Below are 21,881 nucleotides of genomic sequence, written 5' to 3' on the forward strand. Positions count from 1 at the left end.
CCGAGCGGTGCCTGGCGTGCGATGCGGCTGGCCAGTTCGATGGCGCGCGGCAGCAGGTCTTCGCTGGCCATCACCTCCTGCACCAACCCTAGGCGCAGGGCTTCGTGGGCATCGAACTCATCGCCGGTGAGCAGCCAGCGCATCGCGTTGCCCCAGCCGGCAATCTGATGAAAGCGCAACGTCGCACCGCCAAATGGAAAGATCCCACGTTGTACTTCCATCTGCGCGAAGCGGGTGTTGCTCGCGCAAAGATTGATATCCGCCGCCAGCATCAACTCGATACCAAGGGTCAGGCAGTAGCCCTGGGCGGCGACGATCACCGGTTTGCTGACCCGTGGGCCAGCGAACACGCCCCAGGGATCGCAGCCCCCGAGTGGCGGTTGCCAACCTCCCGCCATCACCCCACTGACGTTGGCCAGGTCCAGCCCGGCGGTGAAGTGGTCGCCGTGGGCGAACACCACGGCCACCCGCGCATCGTCATTTCGATCAAATTCGCCATAGGCCAGGCTCAGTTCGTTGAGTAGTTCCAGGTTAAAGGCATTGCGCTTGGCGACCCGATCCAGGCCCAACAGCAGGACATGGTCCTTGTATTCACGGCTGACGAGGCTGCTGCTGGCTTGATTCATCGGGTGTGCCCTCGGGCGCAGGGAAGGGTTTCGGACCAAAGGGTCTGAGTGGACGGGTGAACCGTTTAAGCGTTTTAACCAACAAGACCGGGCACTTGAAAAATAGACCTTGGCGCTCATCTGCGCAAAGACGGTGAAGCAGCGCGGTTTATCGGTGCTTTGCGATAAAAAAAGCTCCCTTTTTCAGCTATTTCCGGTATAGTGCGCGCCGGCCTTTAACCGGGCCGCGTTTAGGTAGCGCAATTCCCCGAAGTCAGCTTCGGCTGCACGTCCGTACAGCGGACTCTTCCTTGACGAATCTTTTTCATTCATTCGTTTTCGCAAATCCCCGCCGACAAAGCAGCCAGGGCGACTCTTGAGTCTCAACACGGCACGCGCAGCTTTGGAGCATGGGTCTTTGCGGATGCACTTAGAGGCAGACCCATGACCCAGGAAACCGGCGGCTTCGCCGCTTTTAATCTTAACCCGAACATTCTTGCTGCCGTCATTGCGACTGGCTACGAAGAACCTTCGGCGATTCAGCAGCAATCGATCCCGATCATCATGGCCGGCCAGGACATGATTGGCCAGGCGCAAACCGGTACCGGTAAAACCGCCGCGTTCGCCCTGCCTATCCTGCACTGCATCGATCCTGCCAAGCGCGAACCGCAAGCCCTGATCCTGGCGCCAACTCGTGAGTTGGCGCTGCAAGTAGCAACCGCTTTTGAAACCTACGCCAAGCAAATGCCAGGTGTAACCGTTGTGGCCGTTTACGGCGGCGCGCCGATGGGCCCGCAACTGAAAGCCATCCGTAATGGCGCACAGATCGTTGTCGCCACCCCGGGTCGTCTGTGCGACCACCTGCGTCGTGACGAGAAAGTCCTGTCGACCGTGAACCACCTGGTTCTGGACGAAGCTGACGAAATGCTGAAACTGGGCTTCATGGATGACCTGGAAGTCATCTTCAAAGCGCTGCCAGCGACCCGTCAGACCGTGCTGTTCTCGGCCACCCTGCCGCAGTCGATCCGTGCCATTGCCGAACGCCACCTGCGCGATCCGCAACATGTGAAGATCCAGACCAAGACTCAGACCGTTACCGCGATCGAACAGGCTCACCTGTTGGTTCACGCTGACCAGAAGACCTCGGCTGTATTGAGCCTGCTGGAAGTCGAAGACTTCGACGCGCTGATCATGTTCGTGCGCACCAAGCAAGCGACCCTGGACCTGGCCAGTGCCCTCGAAGCCAAAGGCTACAAAGCCGCTGCGCTGAACGGTGACATCGCCCAGAACCAGCGTGAGCGCGTGATCGAGTCCCTCAAGGATGGCCGTCTGGACATCGTTGTGGCGACCGACGTTGCTGCGCGCGGCCTCGACGTTCCGCGTATCACCCACGTGTTCAACGTTGACATGCCTTACGATCCAGAGTCCTACGTTCACCGTATCGGCCGTACCGGCCGTGCCGGTCGCGAAGGTCGCGCACTGCTGCTGGTGACGCCACGTGAGCGCCGCATGCTGCAAGTGATCGAGCGTGTGACCGGTCAGAAGGTTGCTGAGGTCCGCCTGCCGGATGCCCAGGCCGTTCTCGATGCCCGCATCAAGAAACTGACCAACAGCCTGTCGCCGCTGGTGGCTGACGCTGAATCGACCCACGGCGAGCTGTTGGACCGCCTGACTGCCGATATCGGTTGCACCCCGCGTGCCCTGGCTGCAGCCCTGCTGCGCAAGGCGACCAACGGTCAGGCCCTGACCCTGGCAGCGATCGAGAAAGAACGCCCACTGGTACCGAACAACGCTCCTCGCGGTGATCGTCCAGAGCGTACTGGCGACCGTCCGGACCGTGGTGATCGTGAGCGTCGCGCTCCGGTGCCATTGGCTGAAGGCCGTGCTCGCTGCCGTACCGCGCTGGGCGCGCGTGACGGTATCGCCGCCAAGAACCTGCTGGGCGCTATCCTCAACGAGGGTGGCCTGGCACGTGAAGCCATCGGTCGCATCCAGGTCCGTGACAGCTTCTCCCTGGTGGAGCTGCCGGAAGACGGTCTGGAAAAACTGCTGACCAAGCTGAAAGACACTCGCGTTGCCGGTAAGCAGCTCAAACTGCGTCGCTACCGCGAAGATTGATCCGCCTCTGGGCTGATTGATCGCACATAAAAAATCCCCGACTGGTTCGGGGATTTTTTTTGCCCTGCAACTGGCATGGCGCGTGGCACGCAGTGCAGCCAGATTGGCTGCGGAGCACGTTAATAGGCGCGGAGAGTCGTGCGGTGGTCAGTCGTAACTGTCAGCTACTGATCTTATTTGATTTAGGAAAAGTCCGAGTCTCTGAGCGGCTTTTCTGGCAGCTTGCCTTGGCGTAAACCTTTTACTATCAAGTGAAGAGGTTTTGCGGATAAACCTGAGTTGCATCGCTCAAGATAAAAATCGCTCTCACTCTACATTCGTCAGTTGTTCAAGCTGGAACGGTTCGCTTGTAACCGTGCCGAGGGATTACCGTCGGACTTGACGTCTATTGATTGATTTTTCCAGAGAGGCTGTAGTTGTTATGCATATTAATAATTCACAGTTGTTTCCACAAACAATGCCTGAGCCTGCTACTTATACTCTAAGCCAACCGCCCGTTAATCTGGCGGGAGAACAAGCAAGCGGGCACGGTTTGCAGTGGGCCGAGCGCGCACTCGTTGCGGATACTGCGCTCGCTCGTTCAAGAAGAAATACGCCATCAATGTCTGTGGCGTCTGTGACCACGACGTCAACGCTTAATAAAGTAAGCGATCCAAAACTCGAAATTAAGAAAATAGCCACATCGCCCAATGGGCTGTATGGCCTGAGTTATTCGCTGTCCGCGCCTGGCGCTGGGTTGAGTAACATTACGTTTCCAATGAGTATTGACGAAGGCCTTCAAAGAAAAGGAAGCAAGGACGCGGGGATTTATTATGCGATGCAGTTCGGCGTCAATGATGCGCAAGGTCGGCCTCTTGGCCGCGGCTATATTGGGATGCAGCCGCGCGGGGATGGTAAGGCGCTGATTGCGTTTTCTGGAAATGGTGAGCATTTCAAAGCGCCACAAGGTCGCCCCGAGTTTGATGGGGGAAAGGGCGCCAGTAACAGCACACTGGTAGATTTTAAATTTGGGAATAAATATAACCTCACGGTGGAACGAGATCCTGGGGATGCTCATAAGTTGAGGGGGTTTATTCAGGATGTTACGGATCCCGACAAGCCGGGTCCCAAGCAGCATGTCAAAGATATTTATGTCGATCAGAAGTTTGCGTTGTCCGGCAGAGACAGAGGCTTCGTTGAACACTACGGCGCGAAAATAGATCGAAGTTCGCAGATTGCACCAACTCGCGGTAGTTTTTCCGCCCCCTTTACTACAGATGATATGGGCAATGTCAGGATTGGTGAGATCAAGAGTGATGGGTTCTATGGCAGGTACAAGAACTCAATGGTGGGGCGGCAGCAGGTTATCAGTGAAGCGGGTAAAGGTAAGGAAATACAATTCTCTTTTCAGGGCGTAGGTTATGAGAAGAAAGCCTGAAGTGCGGTGTCGATAAGAGCCTGAGTAACAGTTTCAATTCCACGCTTTTTGGAATCGCCCCTTTCAATCCTGGCGATGCAAAAAAACCGGAAGGCTCACGCGGGTGAGGGCTTCCGGGTTTTCTTCTTGAATCGCGCTCGCTTTCCGGGCAGCCCACACTCTGGGCTTGCCCTCGCATTGAGATCTGCGTCAGTCGAAGCGATAGATGTCCATGCCCAGCGCGCCCATGGTGAAGCCTTGGTGCGCCACGCTGAAGTTGCCCCCGACGCCCCGCGCAAAGTAGAGCGGCAGTAAATGCTCATCACTGGGATGGCTGCGCACGGCGTTGGGCGCTTGGCGGCGATAATCGTGCAATGCGGCCTCGTCGTTGGCCGCGAGCTTGTCCACCATCCAGTCACGGAACGCCCGCGCCCACGGTTCGATGCTTTCGGGCCCGGCGTGCCAGTCCAGCTCACCGAGATTGTGGGTGATGCTGCCGGAGCCGATCAGCAACACGCCTTGTTCACGCAGGCCGGCGAGGGCGTGACCGACCCGGGTCTGCAGGGCAGGGCCCATACGGCTGGGCAAGGACACTTGCACCACCGGGATATCCGCCGCCGGGTACATCAGCGACAGCGGCACCCAGGTGCCGTGGTCTAGGGGGCGGCGCTCATCGATGCGCGCACTCAAGCCATCGGCGTGCAGTAACTCGACGATGTCGCGCGCCAATTGCGGGTCGCCCGGCGCTGGGTACTGCACGGCAAACAGTTCGGCGGGAAAGCCGCCGAAGTCATGCAGGGTTTCCGGTGCGGCGCTACCGCTGACCAGCAATTCCTGGCTTTCCCAGTGCGCCGACACCACCACAATCGCCTTCGGCCGTGGCAGTTCAGCCGCCAGGCGCTGAAGGGCCGGGCCGCTGGCGCCGGGTTGCAGGGCGAGCATGGGCGAACCATGGGAGATAAACAGAGTGGGGAGCATAAGAAGGGCCCTCAGGGTTAACATGCCCTATCTTCAATCAGATCAATGATCTAAATCTAATATAAGTTTTAGCGCTTTTTGATCGAATTTTTAGGGTGATGTATGGACTCTCAGTTTTGGCGGGAGCGCTGGGCGCGCAACCAGATCGGCTTTCACTTGCCCGAGGTCAACCCGTACCTGCAACGGCACTGGCCGCGGCTGGCCCTTGCGCAAGGGGCAAAGGTGCTAGTGCCTTTGTGTGGCAAGAGCCTGGATCTGGTATGGCTGGCGAGCCAAGGGCATCGTGTGCTCGGGGTGGAGCTGTCGGAGCAGGCGGTTGAGGCATTCTTCAGCGAGCAGGGGCTGACACCGCGTATCAGCCAGCACGGCGTGTTCAAGGTGTACCAGGCGGATGTGATCGAGGTGTGGTGCGGTGATTTTTTCGCGCTGGACGCGGATGCGTTGCGCGATTGCACGGCGCTTTATGACCGCGCGGCGTTGATCGCGTTGCCGCCGCTGATGCGGGCGCGTTACACCGAGCACCTCAATGTTCTTCTGGGGGCTGGTTGTAAGGGGTTACTGATTACCCTCGACTATGACCAGGCGCAAAAGGCCGGCCCACCGTTTGCGGTGACCGATGATGAGGTGAAATTGCTGCTGGGGGCGCACTGGGCCCTCGAAGTCCTTGAGGAGCAGGACGTCCTGGGTGAGAGCTGGAAGTTCGTTCAAGACGGCGTAACCCGGTTGGAAGAGCGAGCCTACCAACTCACAAGGCGCTGATTAGGGGGCTGGCGAGGCGCCCACAAAAAAGGGGCGATCAGATCGCCCCTTTCCGTTTCGCTGCCAAGCGGTCAGCCGCGACGACGCAGTGCGTCAATCCGCTCTTCCAGCGGCGGGTGGCTCATGAACATGCGTGCCAGGCCCTGCTTGATGCCGCCGTTGATGCCAAAGGCGGTCAGGCTGTCCGGCATATGCACCGGCAGGCCCTGTTCGGAGCGCAGGTGCTGCAAGGCTGCAATCATCGCCCCGGTGCCGGCCAGGCGGGCGCCGGCTTCGTCTGCACGGAATTCCCGCTTGCGCGAGAACCACATCACGATCGCGCTGGCCAGGAAGCCCAGCACCAGTTCAGCGAAGATGGTCGCCACGTAGTAGGCAATGCCGCGGCCTTCTTCGTTCTTGAAGATCACCTTGTCGACGAAGTTGCCGATGATCCGCGCGAAGAACATCACGAAGGTGTTCACCACGCCCTGGACCAGCGCCAGGGTGACCATGTCACCGTTCGCCACGTGGCCGATTTCGTGGGCCAGCACCGCCTTCACTTCATCGTAAGAGAAGCGCTCCAGCATGCCCTGGCTCACTGCAACGAGCGCGTCGTTCTTGTTCCAGCCGGTGGCAAAGGCGTTCGCTTCATAGGCCGGGAAGATCCCGACCTCGGGCATCTTGATACCGGCCTCGCGGGACAACTGCTCGACGGTCTGCAGCAACCATTGCTCATGCCGGGTGCGTGGCTGAGTGATGACCTGGGTGCTGGTGCTCATCTTCGCCATCCACTTGGAGATGAACAGCGAGAACAGCGAGCCGGCAAAACCAAAGACCGCACAGAAGATCAGCAGCTGATTGAGGTTCAGATCAACCCCGTTGGCCGCCATGAACCCGTTGAAGCCGAAAAGGCTCAGGGTGATGCTGGCAATCAGCACGACCGCCAGGTTAGTGGCCAAGAACAGCAGGATGCGCATCATGGTTGTAGAGTTCTCCTCATGCTAAATATGTCGCGTACTGCGGGGTATATAAGGTGCGGCCTGGGGTGATTCAACCGAGCGACTATTTCAAACTGTGTCCTACAGCCTGAAGGTAGAGTCTTGAAGGGAATTTCCCACCTGCAATCCTCCGTCTGATCAGCCTCTTGTTGCCCCGCGGCCCTTTGATTATAGGGGGCAAGCGCCGGGAGAGGGGCAACCGCAGTGCTGCGCGGGAGAATGGGCAGAGAAGTGTTGCCAGATAATCGCTGTACGACCAGATCGCGGTCGTACAGCGGCATAGTCGTTACTGGCGATAGGACTTGAGGAAGTTGCCGATGCGACCGATGGCCATGTCCAGGTCATCCACACGCGGCAAGGTCACCACGCGGAAGTGATCCGGCCACGGCCAGTTGAACGCCGTGCCTTGGACCACCAGCAGCTTTTCCGACAGCAGCAGGTCGAGCACGAACTTCTCGTCGTTGAGGATCGGGCAGACTTTCGGGTCGATGCGTGGGAAGGCGTACAGCGCACCCATCGGCTTCACGCAGCTGACGCCGGGAATATCGTTGAGCAGTTCCCAGGTACGGTTGCGTTGCTCCAACAGGCGGCCTTGAGGCAACAGCAGATCGTTGATGCTCTGGTAACCACCCAGGGCAGTCTGGATCGCGTGCTGGCTCGGTACGTTGGCGCACAGGCGCATATTGGCCAGCATGTCGATGCCTTCAATGTAGCTCTGGGCGTTGTGCTTAGGCCCGGAGATGGCGACCCAGCCGGAGCGGAAACCCGCCACGCGGTAAGACTTGGACAAGCCGTTGAAGGTCAGGCACAGCAGGTCCGGCGCCAGGGAGCCGGTGCAGATGTGGACGGCATCGTCGTAGAGGATCTTGTCGTAGATCTCGTCGGAGAACACCACCAGGTTGTGCTGGCGCGCCAGTTCGAGCATGCCCAGCAGCACTTCCCGCGAGTACACGGCGCCGGTCGGGTTGTTCGGGTTGATGATCACCAGGGCTTTGGTGTTCGGGGTGATCTTGGCCTTGATGTCGGCCAGGTCCGGGAACCAGTCGGCGCCTTCGTCGCACAGGTAGTGTACCGGGCGGCCACCGGCCAGGGTCACCGCAGCGGTCCACAGCGGGTAGTCCGGTGCCGGCACCAACACTTCGTCGCTATTGTTGAGCAAGGCCTGCATCGACATCACGATCAGTTCGGACACGCCGTTGCCCAGGTAGATGTCCTCGATGCCGACCCCTTCGACCTGTTTCTGCTGGTAGTACTGCATCACCGCCTTGCGCGCACTGAACAGGCCTTTGGAATCGCTGTAGCCCTGGGCGGTGGGCAGGTTGCGGATCACGTCCTGGAGGATTTCGTCCGGCGCTTCGAAACCAAAGGGCGCCGGGTTGCCAATGTTCAGCTTGAGGATGCGATGGCCTTCCTCTTCCAGGCGTTTGGCGTGCTTGAGCACTGGGCCGCGAATGTCGTAGCAGACGTTGGCGAGCTTGTTCGATTTGCTGACCTGCATGGCGATGTGATCCTGAAAATGAACTATCCAGACGGTGCGGCGCCTACCGTGCTGAGAATCCTGCGTTGGTCGCACCCATAAATACGTTTGAATGCAGCTAACGCGGGTGCCAGACTGCCGGGTTGAAGAGGCGCAATCATACGTGCCGCCTGATCCCTGGAAAAGACACAGATCAGGGTTTTTCAGTTGCCGAGGTGTACTGATGGAAAAGCTGCAGAAAACCATTGATGAATGGAAAGCGATGCTCGATCCGGAGCAATACAACGTGTGCCGCCTGAAGGGCACCGAACGGCCGTTTTCCGGCAAGTACAATGCCACCAAGACCGACGGTGTGTATCACTGCGTCTGCTGCAATGAGCCGCTGTTCGACTCTACGACCAAATTTGATTCCGGCTGCGGCTGGCCTAGCTTCTACGCACCGATTGGCGAAAACGCGATGATCGAGATCCGCGATATCAGCCACGGCATGATCCGCACCGAAGTCACCTGCGCCAAGTGCGATGCACACCTGGGGCATGTGTTCCCGGACGGCCCGCAGCCGACCGGCCTGCGCTATTGCATCAATTCGGTGTGCCTGGACCTCGTACCGCGCTGAGCATGAGTCGCCCCTGTGTCTTGTGCAGGGGCGATGTATACCGGGTTATCAGTTTGATCAATTCAATTGCACACAATTAAATTGCTCGCTATGTTTTCCTTTCTTTCCCCATATTCGAGGCATTGCCATGAGCGACAACCTGCTGAGCATCCCTTGCACCACCATCAAGGGTGAGCAAAAGACCTTGGCCGACTTCGCCGGCAAGGCCATTCTGGTGGTCAACACCGCCAGCAAATGCGGCTTCACCCCGCAGTACAAAGGCTTGGAGCAACTCTGGCAGCAGTACAAGGACCGGGGCCTGGTGGTGCTGGGGTTTCCGTGCAACCAGTTCGGCAAGCAGGAACCGGGCAATGAAAGTGCAATTTCCGAGTTCTGTGAGCTGAATTTCGGCGTCAGCTTTCCGTTGTTCAAGAAGATCGACGTCAATGGCAGCGCTGCCCACCCGCTGTTCGTGCAGTTGAAAAAGCAGGCTCCGGGTCTGCTGGGTTCCAAGGGCATCAAGTGGAACTTCACCAAGTTCCTCATCGGTCGCGACGGCTTGGTGGTCAAGCGTTTTGCGCCAACCACCAAGCCCCAGGAGTTGACCCAAGAGATCGAAGCCCTGCTCAAATGACCGACCTGCCCACCGTGTCCCTGGCCCTGGACAACCAGCTGTGCTTCAAGCTCTACGCCGCGTCACGGGCGGTGACCCGCGCCTACAAACCAATGCTCGATCAATTGGGCCTGACCTACCCGCAATACATAGTGATGCTGGTGTTGTGGGAATGGCACCAAGCAACCCCGGCCCAACCCACGGTCAAGGCCCTGGGCGAGCGCCTGATGCTCGATTCGGGCACGCTGACGCCGCTGCTCAAACGCCTGGAGCAGCTTGGGTTAGTGAGGCGCCAGCGCAGCGCGCAGGATGAGCGTGAAGTGCATTTGAGCCTGAGCAAAACCGGTGTGCAACGGCGCGACCAGGCCCATCAATTGAAAACCCGCTTGCTGTGCGACAGCGGCGTCGACCTCAACCAGGCCGACGCCCTGCGCGAGGGCTTGGACCAATTGCTCACGCAGATCAGAGGCTTGTCGTCTTAGGCACCCACAGGTCCAGCAACGCATTGAGTTCTTCGCGGCGAAACGGCTTGGCCAGGTAGTCATTCATCCCCGCCGCCCGGCAACGCTCGCGTTCTTCCGACAGCGCGTTGGCGGTCAAAGCCACAATGGGCAGGTCCGGCCAACGCCCGCTGCGACGAATCTGCCGACTGGCCTCGTAGCCATCCATCACCGGCATGTTGCAGTCCATCAGCACCATGTCGAAGCGCTGTTCTTCGAGGAACTTGAGCGCTTCGCCACCATGGGCGGCGACGATCACTTCGCAGCCCAACTTGCTGAGCATGCCCTTGGCCACCAGTTGATTGACCGGGTTGTCCTCCACCAGCAGGATACGTGCCCGGTGGGCGAGGGGCGCGGCGTCCAGCGGGATCGGATCTTGGATCAAGCGCGGATCGCTGCGCAGATTGCGTTGCAGGATCTGGTACAGCGCGTTGCGGCTCAAAGGGCGCGCCTGTTGCTGCAACGGCGCGAAGGCCGCGACTTCCTCGCTGGGCATGAAATTGCCATAGGCGGTCACCAGCAGGATCGGCGCCGTGATGGCCGGCCGCAGGCGAAACAGGCACTCCGGGCAATCTGTGATTAGCAAATCAGGGGTTTTTCCGCTCAAGTCCTCATCAAGAGAATAGCAATGCGGCGTCAGCCCCCAGTGAGGTAGCAGGGTGCTGAGCAGCTCCGTCAGGCCATTGTCGCCGTTGGTGATTACAATGACTTCGCCCACCAACGGCGCGAGCCGGGTCACGGGCGAATGGGCGGGCAGCGGCAGGTCGGCGCAGAACTGGCTGCCGAAGCCGACTTCGGAACTGATGCTCAGCCGGCCGTGCATTGCTTCGCACAGGTTATGGGTCAACGCCAGGCCCAGGCCGGTGCCGCCAAACTGGCGGGTGATGCCCGCGCCGGCCTGTGTGAACGGCTGGAAGATCTTCACCTGCGCGTCCTGGGCAATGCCGATCCCGGTGTCGCACACTTCGACTTTCACTCGGCCGTCCTGGGCGCTGAGGCGCACATCCACGCGGCCGAAGCGCGTGAACTTCAAGGCGTTGGACAGCAGATTACTGACGATCTGTCGCACACGTGTCGGGTCGCCGAGCACTTGGGCCGGAAACTGCGGATCGATCAGGCACGTCAGTTCGACACTCGGCGCGGCGTTCTGCGACAACAGGTTGGCGGTGTCTTCCACCAGCGAGCCGAGGTCGAACGGGATGCGTTCCAGCTCCAACTGGCCCGCGTCGAACTTGGACAGATCGAGGATATCGTTGAGCAGTTCCACCAGCACCTTGCCGGAGTCGTGGGCGATCGACAGTTGCTGGCGCTGTTCGGCGTTGAGCGGGCTGTCCAGCGACAGCGCGATCATGCCCAGCAACCCATTGAGTGGCGTGCGGATTTCGTGACTCATATTGGCCAGGAACGCCGCCCGCGCTTGAGCCATGCCGAGGGCGGTCATTTTCGCCGCTTCCAGCTCATCGTTGGACTGACTCAAGCGTTGGTTGCTGGCCTTGAGCTCCAGCGTGCGCGCCGAGACGATGTCTTCCAGTTGCCCCAGGTATTCGGTGAGGCGGTCTTCGGCTTGGCGGCGTTGCTGGATCTCGGTTTCCATGCTGTCGAATTGCTGGTTGGCAACGCTGACCAGCACGCCGATTTCATCGTGTTCATGCCCAGGCGGGCAATCCAGGCGTGTCTGTCTGCGCGTGCTCAGCTCGCGAATGATGCGCACCAGCGGTTGGGTCAGCATCACGTAGAACAGGCCCAGCAAGATGCCGCTCAGCAGCAGGCTGCGCGCAAACCCATTGAGCAGGGTTATCTCGGCGCGGCGCAGGAAGCGGCTGCCAAAAGCGTAGGTGTCTACGTCCAGGTGCAGTACGCCAAGGGACTCGTTGGGCATATGGCTGAGAAACAGCCGGTCTTCGAACTGGCGGTTGGCGCCGAACAGGAAATCGCTGAGGGGCCGGTAGGGACTTTCCTTGCTCGGCCGTTCGACGTCGGCCAGCACCGTGCCGTTGTTGTCGGTCAACTGTGCGTGAATGATGGCGGGGGAGTGCAATAGGCCGAGGGTCAATTCCTGGGCCAGTTCGGCGTCGATGTTGTAGGCGATGCGCGACGCCGGGTTGTGGCTGATTTCAATCAGTGAACGAATTTCACGGTTGATGGACGCGTCTTCGCTGGCATAATCAATGCCGATCTGGATCAGGCTGAGCAAGGTTCCCAAGACGAGACCGACCAGCACAGTCGATCTGGCTTGTTTATAAGACAAGCGGTGGGCGAACTTGATATCCATCGAGTGTTGAACCACTTCACGTTTCCCTTCGCCCGGCAAGCATAGTTGAACATCCACAAGCTCACGCTTGCCCGGCACGAATCGTCAGTTTTTTGGAGGGTAGCCCGAAGCGCTTAGCCACAGGGTTGCCAATACGCCATCTTTTGCAAGAAGTTGCCAGAGGAATAGTCGTGGATTCTCGATTGAATGCCTTTCTTGAGCGTGCTGACGCCGTACTCGCCCGCCTGGAACCCTTGTTGCCCGCCCCACGCCAAGTCATTGACTGGAACCAGTGTCTCGCCGCCCGTTGGCAGCGCGAAGGCCACAGCGGCTTCCTGTTGCCGCTGGAGGTCAGCCTGGACATGCGCCTGTCCGATCTGATCGGTGTGGACAAGCAGCGTGAAACATTGGCGCGCAACACCCAACAGTTCCTCGACGGCCTGCCCGCCAACCATGCGCTGCTGTGGGGCTCGCGGGGCACGGGGAAATCGTCCATGGTGCGCGCCTTGCTCGCCCAGCATGCCAGCGCCGGTTTGCGCCTGATTGAAATCGAACGCGATCACTTGGCCGATCTGCCGCGTGTGGTCGAACAACTGCTCAAGCTGCCGCAGCGCTTCATCCTGTTCTGCGATGACCTGTCGTTCGAGGCCGGTGAAGGCGATTACCGTGTGCTCAAGAGCGTGCTGGACGGCTCCCTGGAACAGGCGCCGGAAAACGTGCTGCTGTATGCCACGTCCAACCGTCGTCACCTGGTGCCGGAAAACCAGAGCGACAATGACAACTGGAAGCGTGTGGATGGCGAGCTGCACCCCAGTGAGGCGGTGGAAGACAAGATCGCCTTGTCCGACCGTTTTGGCTTGTGGCTGTCGTTCTACCCGTTCACCCAGGAACATTTCCTCGACGTGGTGGAGCACTGGATCGGCGAGCTGGCGCGCAAGGCCGGCCTGCAATGGCAGCGTGATGAAGCCCTCGATATTCTCGCCGTGCGCTGGGCCACCGGGCGTGGCAACCGCAACGGCCGTTGCGCGTATCAATTCGCCCGTTACTGGGTGGGCCTCAAATTGCTGGAGCGTCAACCATGATCGATTTGCAACAGGCCGGCACCGGTCTGGATGGGTATGCCATGTTGTGCGCGCAGTTGGAGTCGCTGCTGGCCGATGAGCGGGATTTCATCGCCAACAGCGCGCAGTTCTCTGCGTTTTTGTTCAACCAGTTGGATGACCTGAACTGGGCCGGTTTCTACCTCAATCGTCATGAAGAGTTGGTGTTGGGGCCGTTCCAGGGCCAGATCGCATGTGTGCGGATTCCGTTCGGTCGTGGCGTGTGCGGTGCGGCGGCCGCGTCGCGCCAGACCCAGCGGGTGGAGGATGTGCATGCGTTCCCCGGGCATATTGCCTGCGACAGCGCGTCGAACAGCGAACTGGTGGTGCCGCTGGTCAAGGATGGCCAACTGATTGGCGTCCTTGACCTCGACAGTCCGTCGCTGGCCCGTTTTACCGCGCAGGACCAGGCCGGTATCGAGCAGTTGGCGGCAATTTTCCTGCGCTTGACCGACTGCTGATCGACCGTTGCGGGGGCGAGCCGGCCGGTTCGCCCCTGCCTATCCTGGAGAACCCAGGCCGTTGAGTTGCATGTGCAGCAGGCGCTCCAGTTCCAGCATGCACTTTTCCAGGGTCTTGATACCGGTTTCGATCACCACCCGATCATCGTCGCGGGCGCAGGCCTGCTCCAGCGCTTCGCATTGCGCCGCCAGCACACCGGCCTGGACGATGCGCGCGGCGCCCTTGATCTTGTGGGCCTGCTCGATGATGTCCTGCGGTGAGGCCTGCTGGGCCCACAGCGTGACCAATATCTGGCGATCGTGACAACTGCTGCTCAGCAGTTCCTCAAGCAGCCGCCGACTCAGTTGTGGGTCGCCGCCCGTCAGCGCATCCAGGTTGCTGAGGTCGAGTCGCGAGCCGGACGGCTGCGGCGCGATCTGCGCCAGTTGCCGTTCCAGCGCTGTGAGGCTGATCGGTTTGAACAGGCAGTCGTTCATCCCGGCTTCGGCGCAGCGCAGTTTCTCTTCGGGCTGGGCATTGGCGGTAAACCCCAGCACCACGCAGGGTGTCAGCTGTTCCCGCTGCTCGTACTCGCGGATCGAGCGGCTCAACTCGTAGCCGTTCATGATGGGCATGTTGCAGTCGGCGATCACCAGGTCGAAGCGCGCCTGGCGCCATGCCTGGAACCCGGCGGCACCATGCTGGGCCGCGGTGAACTGGTGGCCCAGGTAACCTAGCTGCTGGCACATCAGCAGGCGATTCGCCGGATGATCATCCACCACCAGCACGTTGAGCACCGGCGCCGGTGCGGGCGCGGCCGGCTTGGGTTCGTCTGCGGCCTGGATGGGCTGCAGGCAGTTCATCTTCAGGCTGACATGCACCTGGGTACCGACCATGGGCACGCTGCTCAGGCTGAGTTGCCCGCCCATCATCGCGCACAGGCTGCGGCAGATCACCAGCCCCAGGCCCGCGCCGCTGCGGGCCAGGTGCCCGGAATTGTCGGCCTGGGCAAAGGGTTCGAACAGGCGCAACTGGTCGTCGCGGCTGATACCGATCCCCGTGTCTTCGACCACCAGCTTCATTTCGACCTGCTGCGGCAACTCGGTGGCTTGCACCTGTACCTTGATCTTCACCTGCCCGCGCTCGGTGAACTTGATCGCATTGCTCACCAGGTTGGACAGCACCTGCTTGAAGCGCAGCGGGTCGATCAGCACATCGGTGTCATCGAGCTCAGGCTGGAACTCCAACAGCAAACTGAGGGTTTTCTGGCGCGCCAGGCCGTCGAACACCCGCACCACCGATTCAATCACTTCCCGCAGGTTCACACGTTCCGGTGCCAGGCTCAGGCGACCGGATTCGATCCGTGCGATGTCCAGGATATCGCCGATCAGCTCCAGCAGGTCCTTGGCAGAGTGGTAGGCCACTTCGATCGCCGGACGGTCTAGATGTCCCTGGTCAGCGCGCTTGAGGGTCAGTTCCAACATGCCGATCACCGCATTCATGGGGGTGCGGATTTCGTGGCTCATGGTCGCAAGGAAGGTGCTCTTGGCGCGGTTGGCTTCGTCGGCACGCTCCTTGGCGGCCCGCAGCTCATCGAATAGCTGGCGTCGTTCGCTGATGTCGATCCAGCCGCCGATGACGCCTTGGACTTCGCCGGTGGAGTCGCGGTAGGGCAGTATCCAGTGGTAGATCGTCAGTTTTTTGCCATTGATCAGCAGGGTGCGATCAAGGATCAGCGGGTTGCCCTCGGCGACCACGCGCAGATAGTCGGCGTGATACTGAGCCGCTTCGGTTTCCAGGGCCGTGCTCATCTGCATCGCACTTTTGCCGATGACCTCTTCGCGCTTGACGCCGAACACTTGCAGGTAGCTGTCGTTGCAGGTCTGCAGCAGGCCATCGCGGTCGCGCACGTAGATCGGGTGCGGGGTTTCATTGACCAGCGCGCGCATGAATTCGAACTGGTCGTTGAGGGCGCGCTCGGCCATCTTGCGGTGTTTGATCTCCCTGCGCATGTACGCGTTCCAGGTCAGAGAAATCAGCAGCAGCAGGCCGGTGACGATGATGATCTGGGCAATCAGGTGGTGGTAATTGCGCCAGTAGCTGTCGGAGGCGGCGGTGTAGCCTCGCCAGCGGCTGTTGATCACACCGAGTTCATCGGGGGCGATGCTGAGCAGTGCCTTGTCCAGGATCGAGTTCAACTCGGTGGCGCGCCGTGACGTGGCCAGCGCGAAGGTCGCGGGGAGGGTGCCGATGCTGCTGCTGATCTGCAGTTTGTCCTGGAACACTTGGGAGGACAGGAAATAGTTGGCGATCACCAGCGAATTCACTGCGCCTTCCACGTGCCCTTGGGCCAGCAGTTCCGAGGCCTTGAAGGTGTCACTGGTTTCCACCAGGTGAATGTGCGGGAACTCCTTGCGCAGAATGGTTTCCAGGGGATTGCCCTGGGTGATCGCCAGGCGCTTGCCTGCCATCTGTTCAAGAATCGATGGGGCGCCGGGCTCTTTGCGCGTCAGCAGTACGTAGGAGTTTTCCAGATAGGGACGACTGAAGTTCAGTTGAGCTTCCCGTTCCGTGCTGGGAATGATGGCGCCGATGAGATCGGTTTTGCCGGCTTCGACTTGCTCGATCATCGCGTTGACATCACGCGCGCGCTGGACCTCGAAGCGCAACCCGGTGCGCAGGCGGATCAGCTCCAGGAGGTCGGCCGTGATACCGCGGAAGTTGCCGTCGGCATCGAAGAAGGTCAATGGCGCGAAGGTTTCGTTGGCGATCACCCTGACCACCGGGTGCGCTTTCAGCCAGCGCTCCTCGCGTTGCGTCAGTTGCAGTTTTTGCGCAGTGAGCAGGACATCGCTGCCCGCACTCCAGCGTTTGGCAATGCTGTCCTGTTCATTGGTCGGCACTGCCGCCAGCACGGCGTTGAGGATGCTCAAGAGGGTGTGCTGGTCCTGGCGCACGGCGAAGCTGAAGCCATAGGCCTCGTGCTTGCCGAAGTTGGCCATGCGGATATTTTTCAGGTAGCCCTTGTTGATCATGTAATGGGTGGAAATGGTGTCGCCAAGAAACACATCCGCCTGGTCGAACGCCACCGCATTCAGGGCGTTCTGATAAGACGGGTAGGCGCGAATCATCGCTTCGGGATACAACTTTTCGACTTCGCCCAGGGGCAGGTAGTGATAGACCAGGCTCAGACGCAGCCCCGCCAGGCCGTCACTGAGGCTGCGGGTTTCGCCCTCACGCGTCACCAGCACTGGCTGGTCCACGGCATACGGTGCTGAAAGGGTGAGCAGCGGGTTGGCGGCCTCAAAGCCATTGGACGAGCCCAACAGGTCTATTTCACCGGCTTCGAGCGCCTGGATGGACGCTTCCCGGTTGGGGTAGCGCAGCACTCGGACCGGTAACGCCAGCGCCTTGGCCAGCAGCCCGGCGTAATCGGCGGTGAGCCCCTCATAATCGCGTCCGCTGGACGTGAGGTCGAAGGGCGGGTAGTCGGGAGCCGCGGTGCCGAGCACCAGTTCGCGTTTGTTCTGCAACCACTGGCGTTGCGTCTTGTCGAGTTGAGTGTCCAGTTGAACGGCGCCTGCGCGGCTCAATAAGGTGAAGTGTTCCGGTTCCGTTTGAGCAGCGAGCACAGAGGTGCTCAAGCACACGCCTGCGCTCAATATGATCAGATAGTCCTTTATACGCCTGGGCATCCGCTTTCTCACACTAGCGCGTTTCGTTTTGCCAACTCGATAAGTTCTACCAAGGACTTGGCTTTGAGTTTTTGCATAAGCCTCTTTTTATAGGTGCTGACCGTTTTGTTACTGAGAAACATACCCTTGGCAATTTCCTTGTTGGTGCGACCTTGTGCAAAAAGTTGCAAAACCATTAACTCACGGTCATTCACTGCCTTAAATAGTTCCAGTTCCTGGGAGTTGCCTTCCGGGCCGCCGGCATTCAATGCCTGGCTGGGGAAGTAGTTGTAGCCGGATAATACCGCGCGTATCGCACTCAGCAGTTCACTCAGGTCGCCCTCCTTGCACACATAGCCATCGGCGCCCGAGCGCATGCAGCGTGTGGCGAACAGCGTTGGACATTGAGCCGTCAGAATGAGGGTTTTCATCGAGGTGTTCATTGCGTTAAAACGGCACAGCACTTCGAGGCCATCAAGTTTCGGAATACTGATATCCAAAATGATCAAGTCTGGAAGGCATTCGCGAACCATTTGTATCGCATCACAACCATTATCCGTTTCGCCGACGACTTTATAGCCTTCGTGTTCCAACAACATTCGAATCGCCAACCTGATAACAGGGTGGTCGTCAATGATGAAAACTGTGTTCATAATCACATTCCATGCAAGTGCAAATAAAGCGGGCACATTAGCTCAGAAGGTGAGGGGGTAGCATGAAGGTCAGGGGGTGTAAGTACAGAACAGGAAAATTCCTACATCAAAAAAAGTATTGCCTTACGATCTATCAAGGCTTTGTGGGCGTTTGTGTCAGAATTCGGTCGGCAGCGAGGAACACGACCTCTGTCCACGGTTTAGACGCTTTTTCTGGTAAGTTTTTCCTATAGGTTGGTGTTTAAATTCCTACATGTTTAGCGGGTTTATCAGTGTCATTAAATCGTCCCGGTTTAATGGTTTTGATAAGTAGCCAAGTAACGGTAAGTTGCGTTTAAATGCTTGAGCCTTCAGATTCGCCAGTTCGAGTAGGGGCAGCCCGCTCAGCAAGATAGCCCCTGCGATAAAACCTCGGCGACTGGCGATCTCGACTAACTCAAGCCCAGGCAGATCAGGCAGGCATTGGTCGCACAGCATGAGGTCGAAGGGCCGCTCAGACTGGATCATCAACCGGATCGCCTGTTCGGCGTTTTCCGCCAGTGTCAGGTGCTCGAAGCCGAAGCTGTTGAGCAGACACCGGGTTGCCAGGAGCTGAAAGGGGTGATCCTCCACCAGCAGGATGCGAAGGCAATTCTTGAACATAGGAAGGGCACACGGTAAGTCAAGCGGCGATTGGGCGGGGCGTAGGAAGGTGCCCCATGCCCTTTAAGAGCGTGCGTGATTATTCATCGGGTGTTTGTACTGATTCGATCAGGCCGCTCTGTTCCCCTCGTAGGTAGATTCTGTTCAGGGAACAGGCCGCTGGATCAGTCATCTATTGCGGGCTGGAACGCCCGGTCGATTAGTGCGTAGCAGATGTCGTCCGCAGCCTCCATCAAGTGCACCGAGGGGGGGGCGCGGGCTCAGCGTTGTTCTTCCCGTTGCGGCAGACCGAGATTGTGGGCGATCTGCTCAAGGATCGGCAATCCACTACATGCAACTAAGCAATTAGTTTGGATTTTCTAATGCATTTTTGGTTTGTGTCATGTGTGGCGTGGTTGAGTACTTCGCGCTGTCACAATATTACAGTGCTGGGTTCTTAGAGTTGCGATCACTTTAGCTCGATTTTTTAGACTGAATTTTTATGGTTGGTTGAATTTTTGCTATTTGCGGAAGATAACTATAGTGTTGGAGTTTTTGCGGGGGGTTCTATGGGAAGCATGAGCTGGGACAGGTTGCTGAATAATACTCGCCTTGGTGGTCGGCCTCCTAAATCTGAGCTAGGCCGCTCACCTTTCCACTCAGACCATGACAAGGTCATCTTCTCCGGGGCTTTCAGGCGCCTTGCAAGAAAGACACAGGTTCATCCTCTCGCCACTAATGACCATGTTCATAATCGCCTCACACATAGCTTGGAAGTCGCTTGTGTCGGTCGGACGCTGGGCGTGAGAGTGGGCCAAGAACTTCTAAATGAAAGACTTATCCCTGAGCAACATTCAGCTTCTGATATTGGTGATATTGTCCAAACTGCTTGCCTGGCTCATGACATTGGCAATCCTCCCTTTGGACATACTGGTGAAGAAGCTATTCGTCACTGGTTCTCCAATGATGTCGGGGCAAAGATGATTGAGCAGTTGCCATTCCATGAGGCTACTGACTTGCGCAGGTTTGAAGGTAATGCCCAAGGCTTCAGGGTTTTAACGACCTCGGAATATCATCCCAATGAAGGGGGAATGCGTCTGACCTATGCGTCACTCGGGGCTTTCATTAAGTATCCTTGGCTGGCGGGTGATGCTGTTAACATGCAACGGCCTATCCAGAACAAATATGGCATTTACTGCTCTGAATTGGGTTTGTTCAATGAAGTGGCCGATGCGACTGGTTTGATAAAGCTGGGTGAAAGTTGGCGATGCCGCCATCCTCTGGCTAATTTGATGGAAGTCTCTGATGACTTCTGCTACGCCATTCTTGATTTAGAAGATGGTGTAGAGATGGGTATACTTGAATGGGATAAGGTCTTTGAGATATTGTGCCTTGTCCTTGGTGACCATCAGAAGAATCAGCTTGTCAAAGAAATTCAGGGCATGAAAGTTGGCCGAAGACTCTCTATGGTGCGTGGAAAAGTCATTTCAGCTTTTGTAGATGCTGGGGCGACAGCGTTCATGAGCAACCACAACGAAATCATGACTGGCAAGGTGTTAGGCATCTTGGATCTTTGCGATAAGAACGTGCGTGAATGTGTAACCGCCGCCAAAGGTCTTGCTCGTGATGAAATCTTCCAACATCCAAGGAAGGTTGAGTTGGAAATTGGAGCTTATAGCACGATTTCTACGTTGCTCAGCGTTATCTGCTCTGCTGCCTTGGATTACGTCAAAAAGGGCGGTGTAGCTGATTCTAAGACTAGAAGGGTGGCAGAGCTTATTGGTCTGGATTTGAAAGCGCTAGATGATAATGTTGGCGTGTCAAAAGAGTACGGCGCAATTATGCAGGTTTTGGATTACGTGAGTGGTATGACGGATAACTATGCTATCCACTTGGCTCGCCAATTCAGTGGAATGGGTGGGGAGCGTTGAGTTGTGAGTACTTATCTATTTATTTATTTTGTTATCGCTATCTAGCGGCGGAACGTGCCGGAGAAAATGATGCGGTCGTGGTCCTTGTGAAACGCGCTACGGCTTAACGCTTCTCTGCGCAGAATGACCCGCCCAGCTTCCCGGTGCCGGGTGGGCGGGGCAAGCGAAAATCTACAGGCCGACCGCGTCGATATCGATTAACAGCAAGCGCTGGCCGTTATCGAAAAACTGTCCAGCGGTCAGGCAATACTGGTTGGTGGTGGCGTCGCGGTAGGTCGAAGACAGCGTCAGGCGACGCTCCTCCCAGCCTTCGGCCAGCAGATGATAGAAGTATGGGCGCCATGACCAGTTGTGACCGAGGTAGCGGCTGTCGGCTTGCCAGGCATCCTGGCGCCATTCGAAGTTGGGGGTCAGTTGGGTGCCATGCCGGTCGCATTGGTAGAAGCGCAGCAGCCAGGGATAATCCGGCAATTGCGGCAAATGGCTCAGCGGTGCCTGGCCCTGGGCCCAGGTCTGGAGGATTTTCATCAGTTCGGTCAATTGCTGGCGTAACTGCATGATGCGTCCGCGTTCGGCGAGTTTTTTCTGCACGTAAGCGCTACGCAGTTGGGCAAAGCGCGGTACGAAAGCATCGGCGGCGAACCAGTCCAATTGCGCCTGGGCAAACAGATAACCCTGCACGTACCGCGAGCCGCACTCCAGCGCAAAGCTCAACTGCGCCTCGGTCTCCACGCCTTCGGCAATGATCCAGCAGCCGGTTTTTTCCGCCATTTGCGCGAGTGCCCGCACGACTTCACTGCTGGGGCCACCTTTTGCAGCTTCCTGAAACAGGCGCATGTCCAGCTTGAGAATGTCCGGCTGCAACGCCAGTACGCGGTCGAGCTGCGAATAGCCGGCGCCGAAGTCATCGATGGCGATGCGTGCGCCGGCCTCGCGATAGCGCGCCACCACGTCGGCCAGGCGTTGGATATCGCCGCCCAGTTCAGTGATCTCGAACACGATGCGCTGTGGGTCGACGCCGTGGGCCTGCACCTGTTGCAGGCTGGGCAAGGCTTGGCCGGCACGCAGGCGATTGATCCAGCGCGGCGAGATGTTCAGGCTCAGAAACCAGTCCTGCGGCGCCTCGTGCAGACGGCTCAAGGCGTTGTCGCGGATCAGCCGATCCAGGCGGCGCAAGGCCACGCCTGGGGTG

General features: G+C 58.5%; 18 protein-coding genes and 1 pseudogene. 9 read left to right on the top strand and 10 right to left on the bottom strand.

Annotation, left to right across the window (positions count from 1 at the left end):
* On the bottom strand, positions 1–626 hold a 626-nt coding region (locus tag L9Z73_RS08170), incomplete at its 3' end, for a crotonase/enoyl-CoA hydratase family protein (protein ID WP_247398415.1).
* Between the two features lie 423 nt (positions 627–1,049).
* Here L9Z73_RS08170 and L9Z73_RS08175 point away from each other — a divergent pair.
* Both L9Z73_RS08175 and L9Z73_RS08180 read left to right on the top strand, forming a co-directional pair.
* Entirely contained in the window at positions 1,050–2,723 is a 1,674-nt protein-coding gene (locus L9Z73_RS08175; RefSeq protein WP_247398418.1) for a DEAD/DEAH box helicase, read from the top strand.
* Between the two features lie 388 nt (positions 2,724–3,111).
* Positions 3,112–4,140 (top strand): hypothetical protein, encoded by a 1,029-nt coding sequence (locus tag L9Z73_RS08180; protein ID WP_247398420.1) that lies wholly within the window; start codon positions 3,112–3,114, stop codon positions 4,138–4,140.
* A 189-nt stretch (positions 4,141–4,329) separates the two neighbouring features.
* On the opposite strand, the gene L9Z73_RS08185 is transcribed toward L9Z73_RS08180, so the two are convergent.
* Entirely contained in the window at positions 4,330–5,097 is a 768-nt protein-coding gene (locus L9Z73_RS08185; RefSeq protein WP_247398424.1) for a DODA-type extradiol aromatic ring-opening family dioxygenase, read from the bottom strand.
* Positions 5,098–5,199: 102 nt separating this feature from the next.
* On the opposite strand from L9Z73_RS08185, the gene L9Z73_RS08190 reads away from it, so the two are divergent.
* Positions 5,200–5,856 (top strand): thiopurine S-methyltransferase, encoded by a 657-nt coding sequence (locus tag L9Z73_RS08190; protein WP_247398426.1) that lies wholly within the window; start codon positions 5,200–5,202, stop codon positions 5,854–5,856.
* Between the two features lie 71 nt (positions 5,857–5,927).
* Here the strand turns inward: L9Z73_RS08190 and htpX are convergent, their stop codons facing one another.
* The gene (gene htpX, locus L9Z73_RS08195; protein WP_017849408.1) at positions 5,928–6,815 is read right to left on the bottom strand and encodes a protease HtpX; all 888 of its coding nucleotides are present in this window, start codon (positions 6,813–6,815) and stop codon (positions 5,928–5,930) included.
* A gap of 304 nt (positions 6,816–7,119) precedes the next feature.
* A complete protein-coding gene (locus tag L9Z73_RS08200) occupies positions 7,120–8,331 on the bottom strand; it encodes a pyridoxal phosphate-dependent aminotransferase (RefSeq protein WP_247398429.1) in 1,212 nt (403 codons plus the stop codon).
* Between the two features lie 202 nt (positions 8,332–8,533).
* Between L9Z73_RS08200 and msrB the strand changes: the two genes are divergently transcribed.
* From msrB to L9Z73_RS08215, 3 genes are all read left to right on the top strand, one after another.
* The gene (msrB, locus tag L9Z73_RS08205; RefSeq protein ID WP_247398432.1) at positions 8,534–8,926 is read left to right on the top strand and encodes a peptide-methionine (R)-S-oxide reductase MsrB; all 393 of its coding nucleotides are present in this window, start codon (positions 8,534–8,536) and stop codon (positions 8,924–8,926) included.
* A 127-nt stretch (positions 8,927–9,053) separates the two neighbouring features.
* Complete coding sequence (locus L9Z73_RS08210; protein ID WP_247398435.1) at positions 9,054–9,539, top strand: glutathione peroxidase; 486 nt, start codon at positions 9,054–9,056, stop codon at positions 9,537–9,539.
* The gene (locus L9Z73_RS08215) at positions 9,536–10,000 is read left to right on the top strand and encodes a MarR family winged helix-turn-helix transcriptional regulator (RefSeq protein ID WP_247398437.1); all 465 of its coding nucleotides are present in this window, start codon (positions 9,536–9,538) and stop codon (positions 9,998–10,000) included. The genes L9Z73_RS08210 and L9Z73_RS08215 overlap by 4 nt, the downstream gene beginning before the upstream one ends.
* Here the strand turns inward: L9Z73_RS08215 and L9Z73_RS08220 are convergent.
* Positions 9,981–12,290 (bottom strand): response regulator, encoded by a 2,310-nt coding sequence (locus L9Z73_RS08220; RefSeq protein WP_247398439.1) that lies wholly within the window; start codon positions 12,288–12,290, stop codon positions 9,981–9,983. The genes L9Z73_RS08215 and L9Z73_RS08220 overlap by 20 nt on opposite strands.
* 170 nt (positions 12,291–12,460) lie before the next feature.
* Here L9Z73_RS08220 and L9Z73_RS08225 point away from each other — a divergent pair, with 170 nt between their 5' ends.
* On the top strand, positions 12,461–13,351 hold the full coding sequence (locus L9Z73_RS08225) for an ATP-binding protein (RefSeq protein WP_247398441.1): 891 nt from the start codon (positions 12,461–12,463) through the stop codon (positions 13,349–13,351).
* On the top strand, positions 13,348–13,830 hold the full coding sequence (locus tag L9Z73_RS08230) for a GAF domain-containing protein (RefSeq protein ID WP_247398444.1): 483 nt from the start codon (positions 13,348–13,350) through the stop codon (positions 13,828–13,830). The genes L9Z73_RS08225 and L9Z73_RS08230 overlap by 4 nt, the downstream gene beginning before the upstream one ends.
* 39 nt (positions 13,831–13,869) lie before the next feature.
* Here the strand turns inward: L9Z73_RS08230 and L9Z73_RS08235 are convergent, their stop codons facing one another.
* The 4 genes and pseudogenes from L9Z73_RS08235 to L9Z73_RS31415 all read right to left on the bottom strand — a co-directional run.
* On the bottom strand, positions 13,870–17,505 hold the full coding sequence (locus tag L9Z73_RS08235) for a transporter substrate-binding domain-containing protein (RefSeq protein WP_247398447.1): 3,636 nt from the start codon (positions 17,503–17,505) through the stop codon (positions 13,870–13,872).
* Between the two features lie 8 nt (positions 17,506–17,513).
* A complete protein-coding gene (locus L9Z73_RS08240; RefSeq protein ID WP_247398450.1) occupies positions 17,514–18,137 on the bottom strand; it encodes a response regulator transcription factor in 624 nt (207 codons plus the stop codon).
* 249 nt (positions 18,138–18,386) lie between these two features.
* Positions 18,387–18,779, bottom strand: coding sequence for a response regulator (locus tag L9Z73_RS08245; protein WP_247398453.1), 393 nt, complete (start codon positions 18,777–18,779; stop codon positions 18,387–18,389).
* Positions 18,780–18,973: 194 nt separating this feature from the next.
* Positions 18,974–19,108 (bottom strand): annotated as a pseudogene (locus L9Z73_RS31415) (hypothetical protein); the annotation flags it as partial.
* 228 nt (positions 19,109–19,336) lie between these two features.
* Between L9Z73_RS31415 and L9Z73_RS08250 the strand changes: the two are divergent.
* Complete coding sequence (locus L9Z73_RS08250) at positions 19,337–20,689, top strand: deoxyguanosinetriphosphate triphosphohydrolase (RefSeq protein ID WP_247398459.1); 1,353 nt, start codon at positions 19,337–19,339, stop codon at positions 20,687–20,689.
* Positions 20,690–20,860: 171 nt separating this feature from the next.
* On the opposite strand, the gene L9Z73_RS08255 is transcribed toward L9Z73_RS08250, so the two are convergent.
* Positions 20,861–21,881: EAL domain-containing protein (locus L9Z73_RS08255; protein ID WP_247398456.1), on the bottom strand; the 1,021-nt coding region annotated here is incomplete at its 5' end.

This window comes from Pseudomonas emilianonis (assembly GCF_023072625.1).
In the GTDB taxonomy this organism is placed as follows: Bacteria; Pseudomonadota; Gammaproteobacteria; order Pseudomonadales; family Pseudomonadaceae; genus Aquipseudomonas; species Aquipseudomonas paraveronii.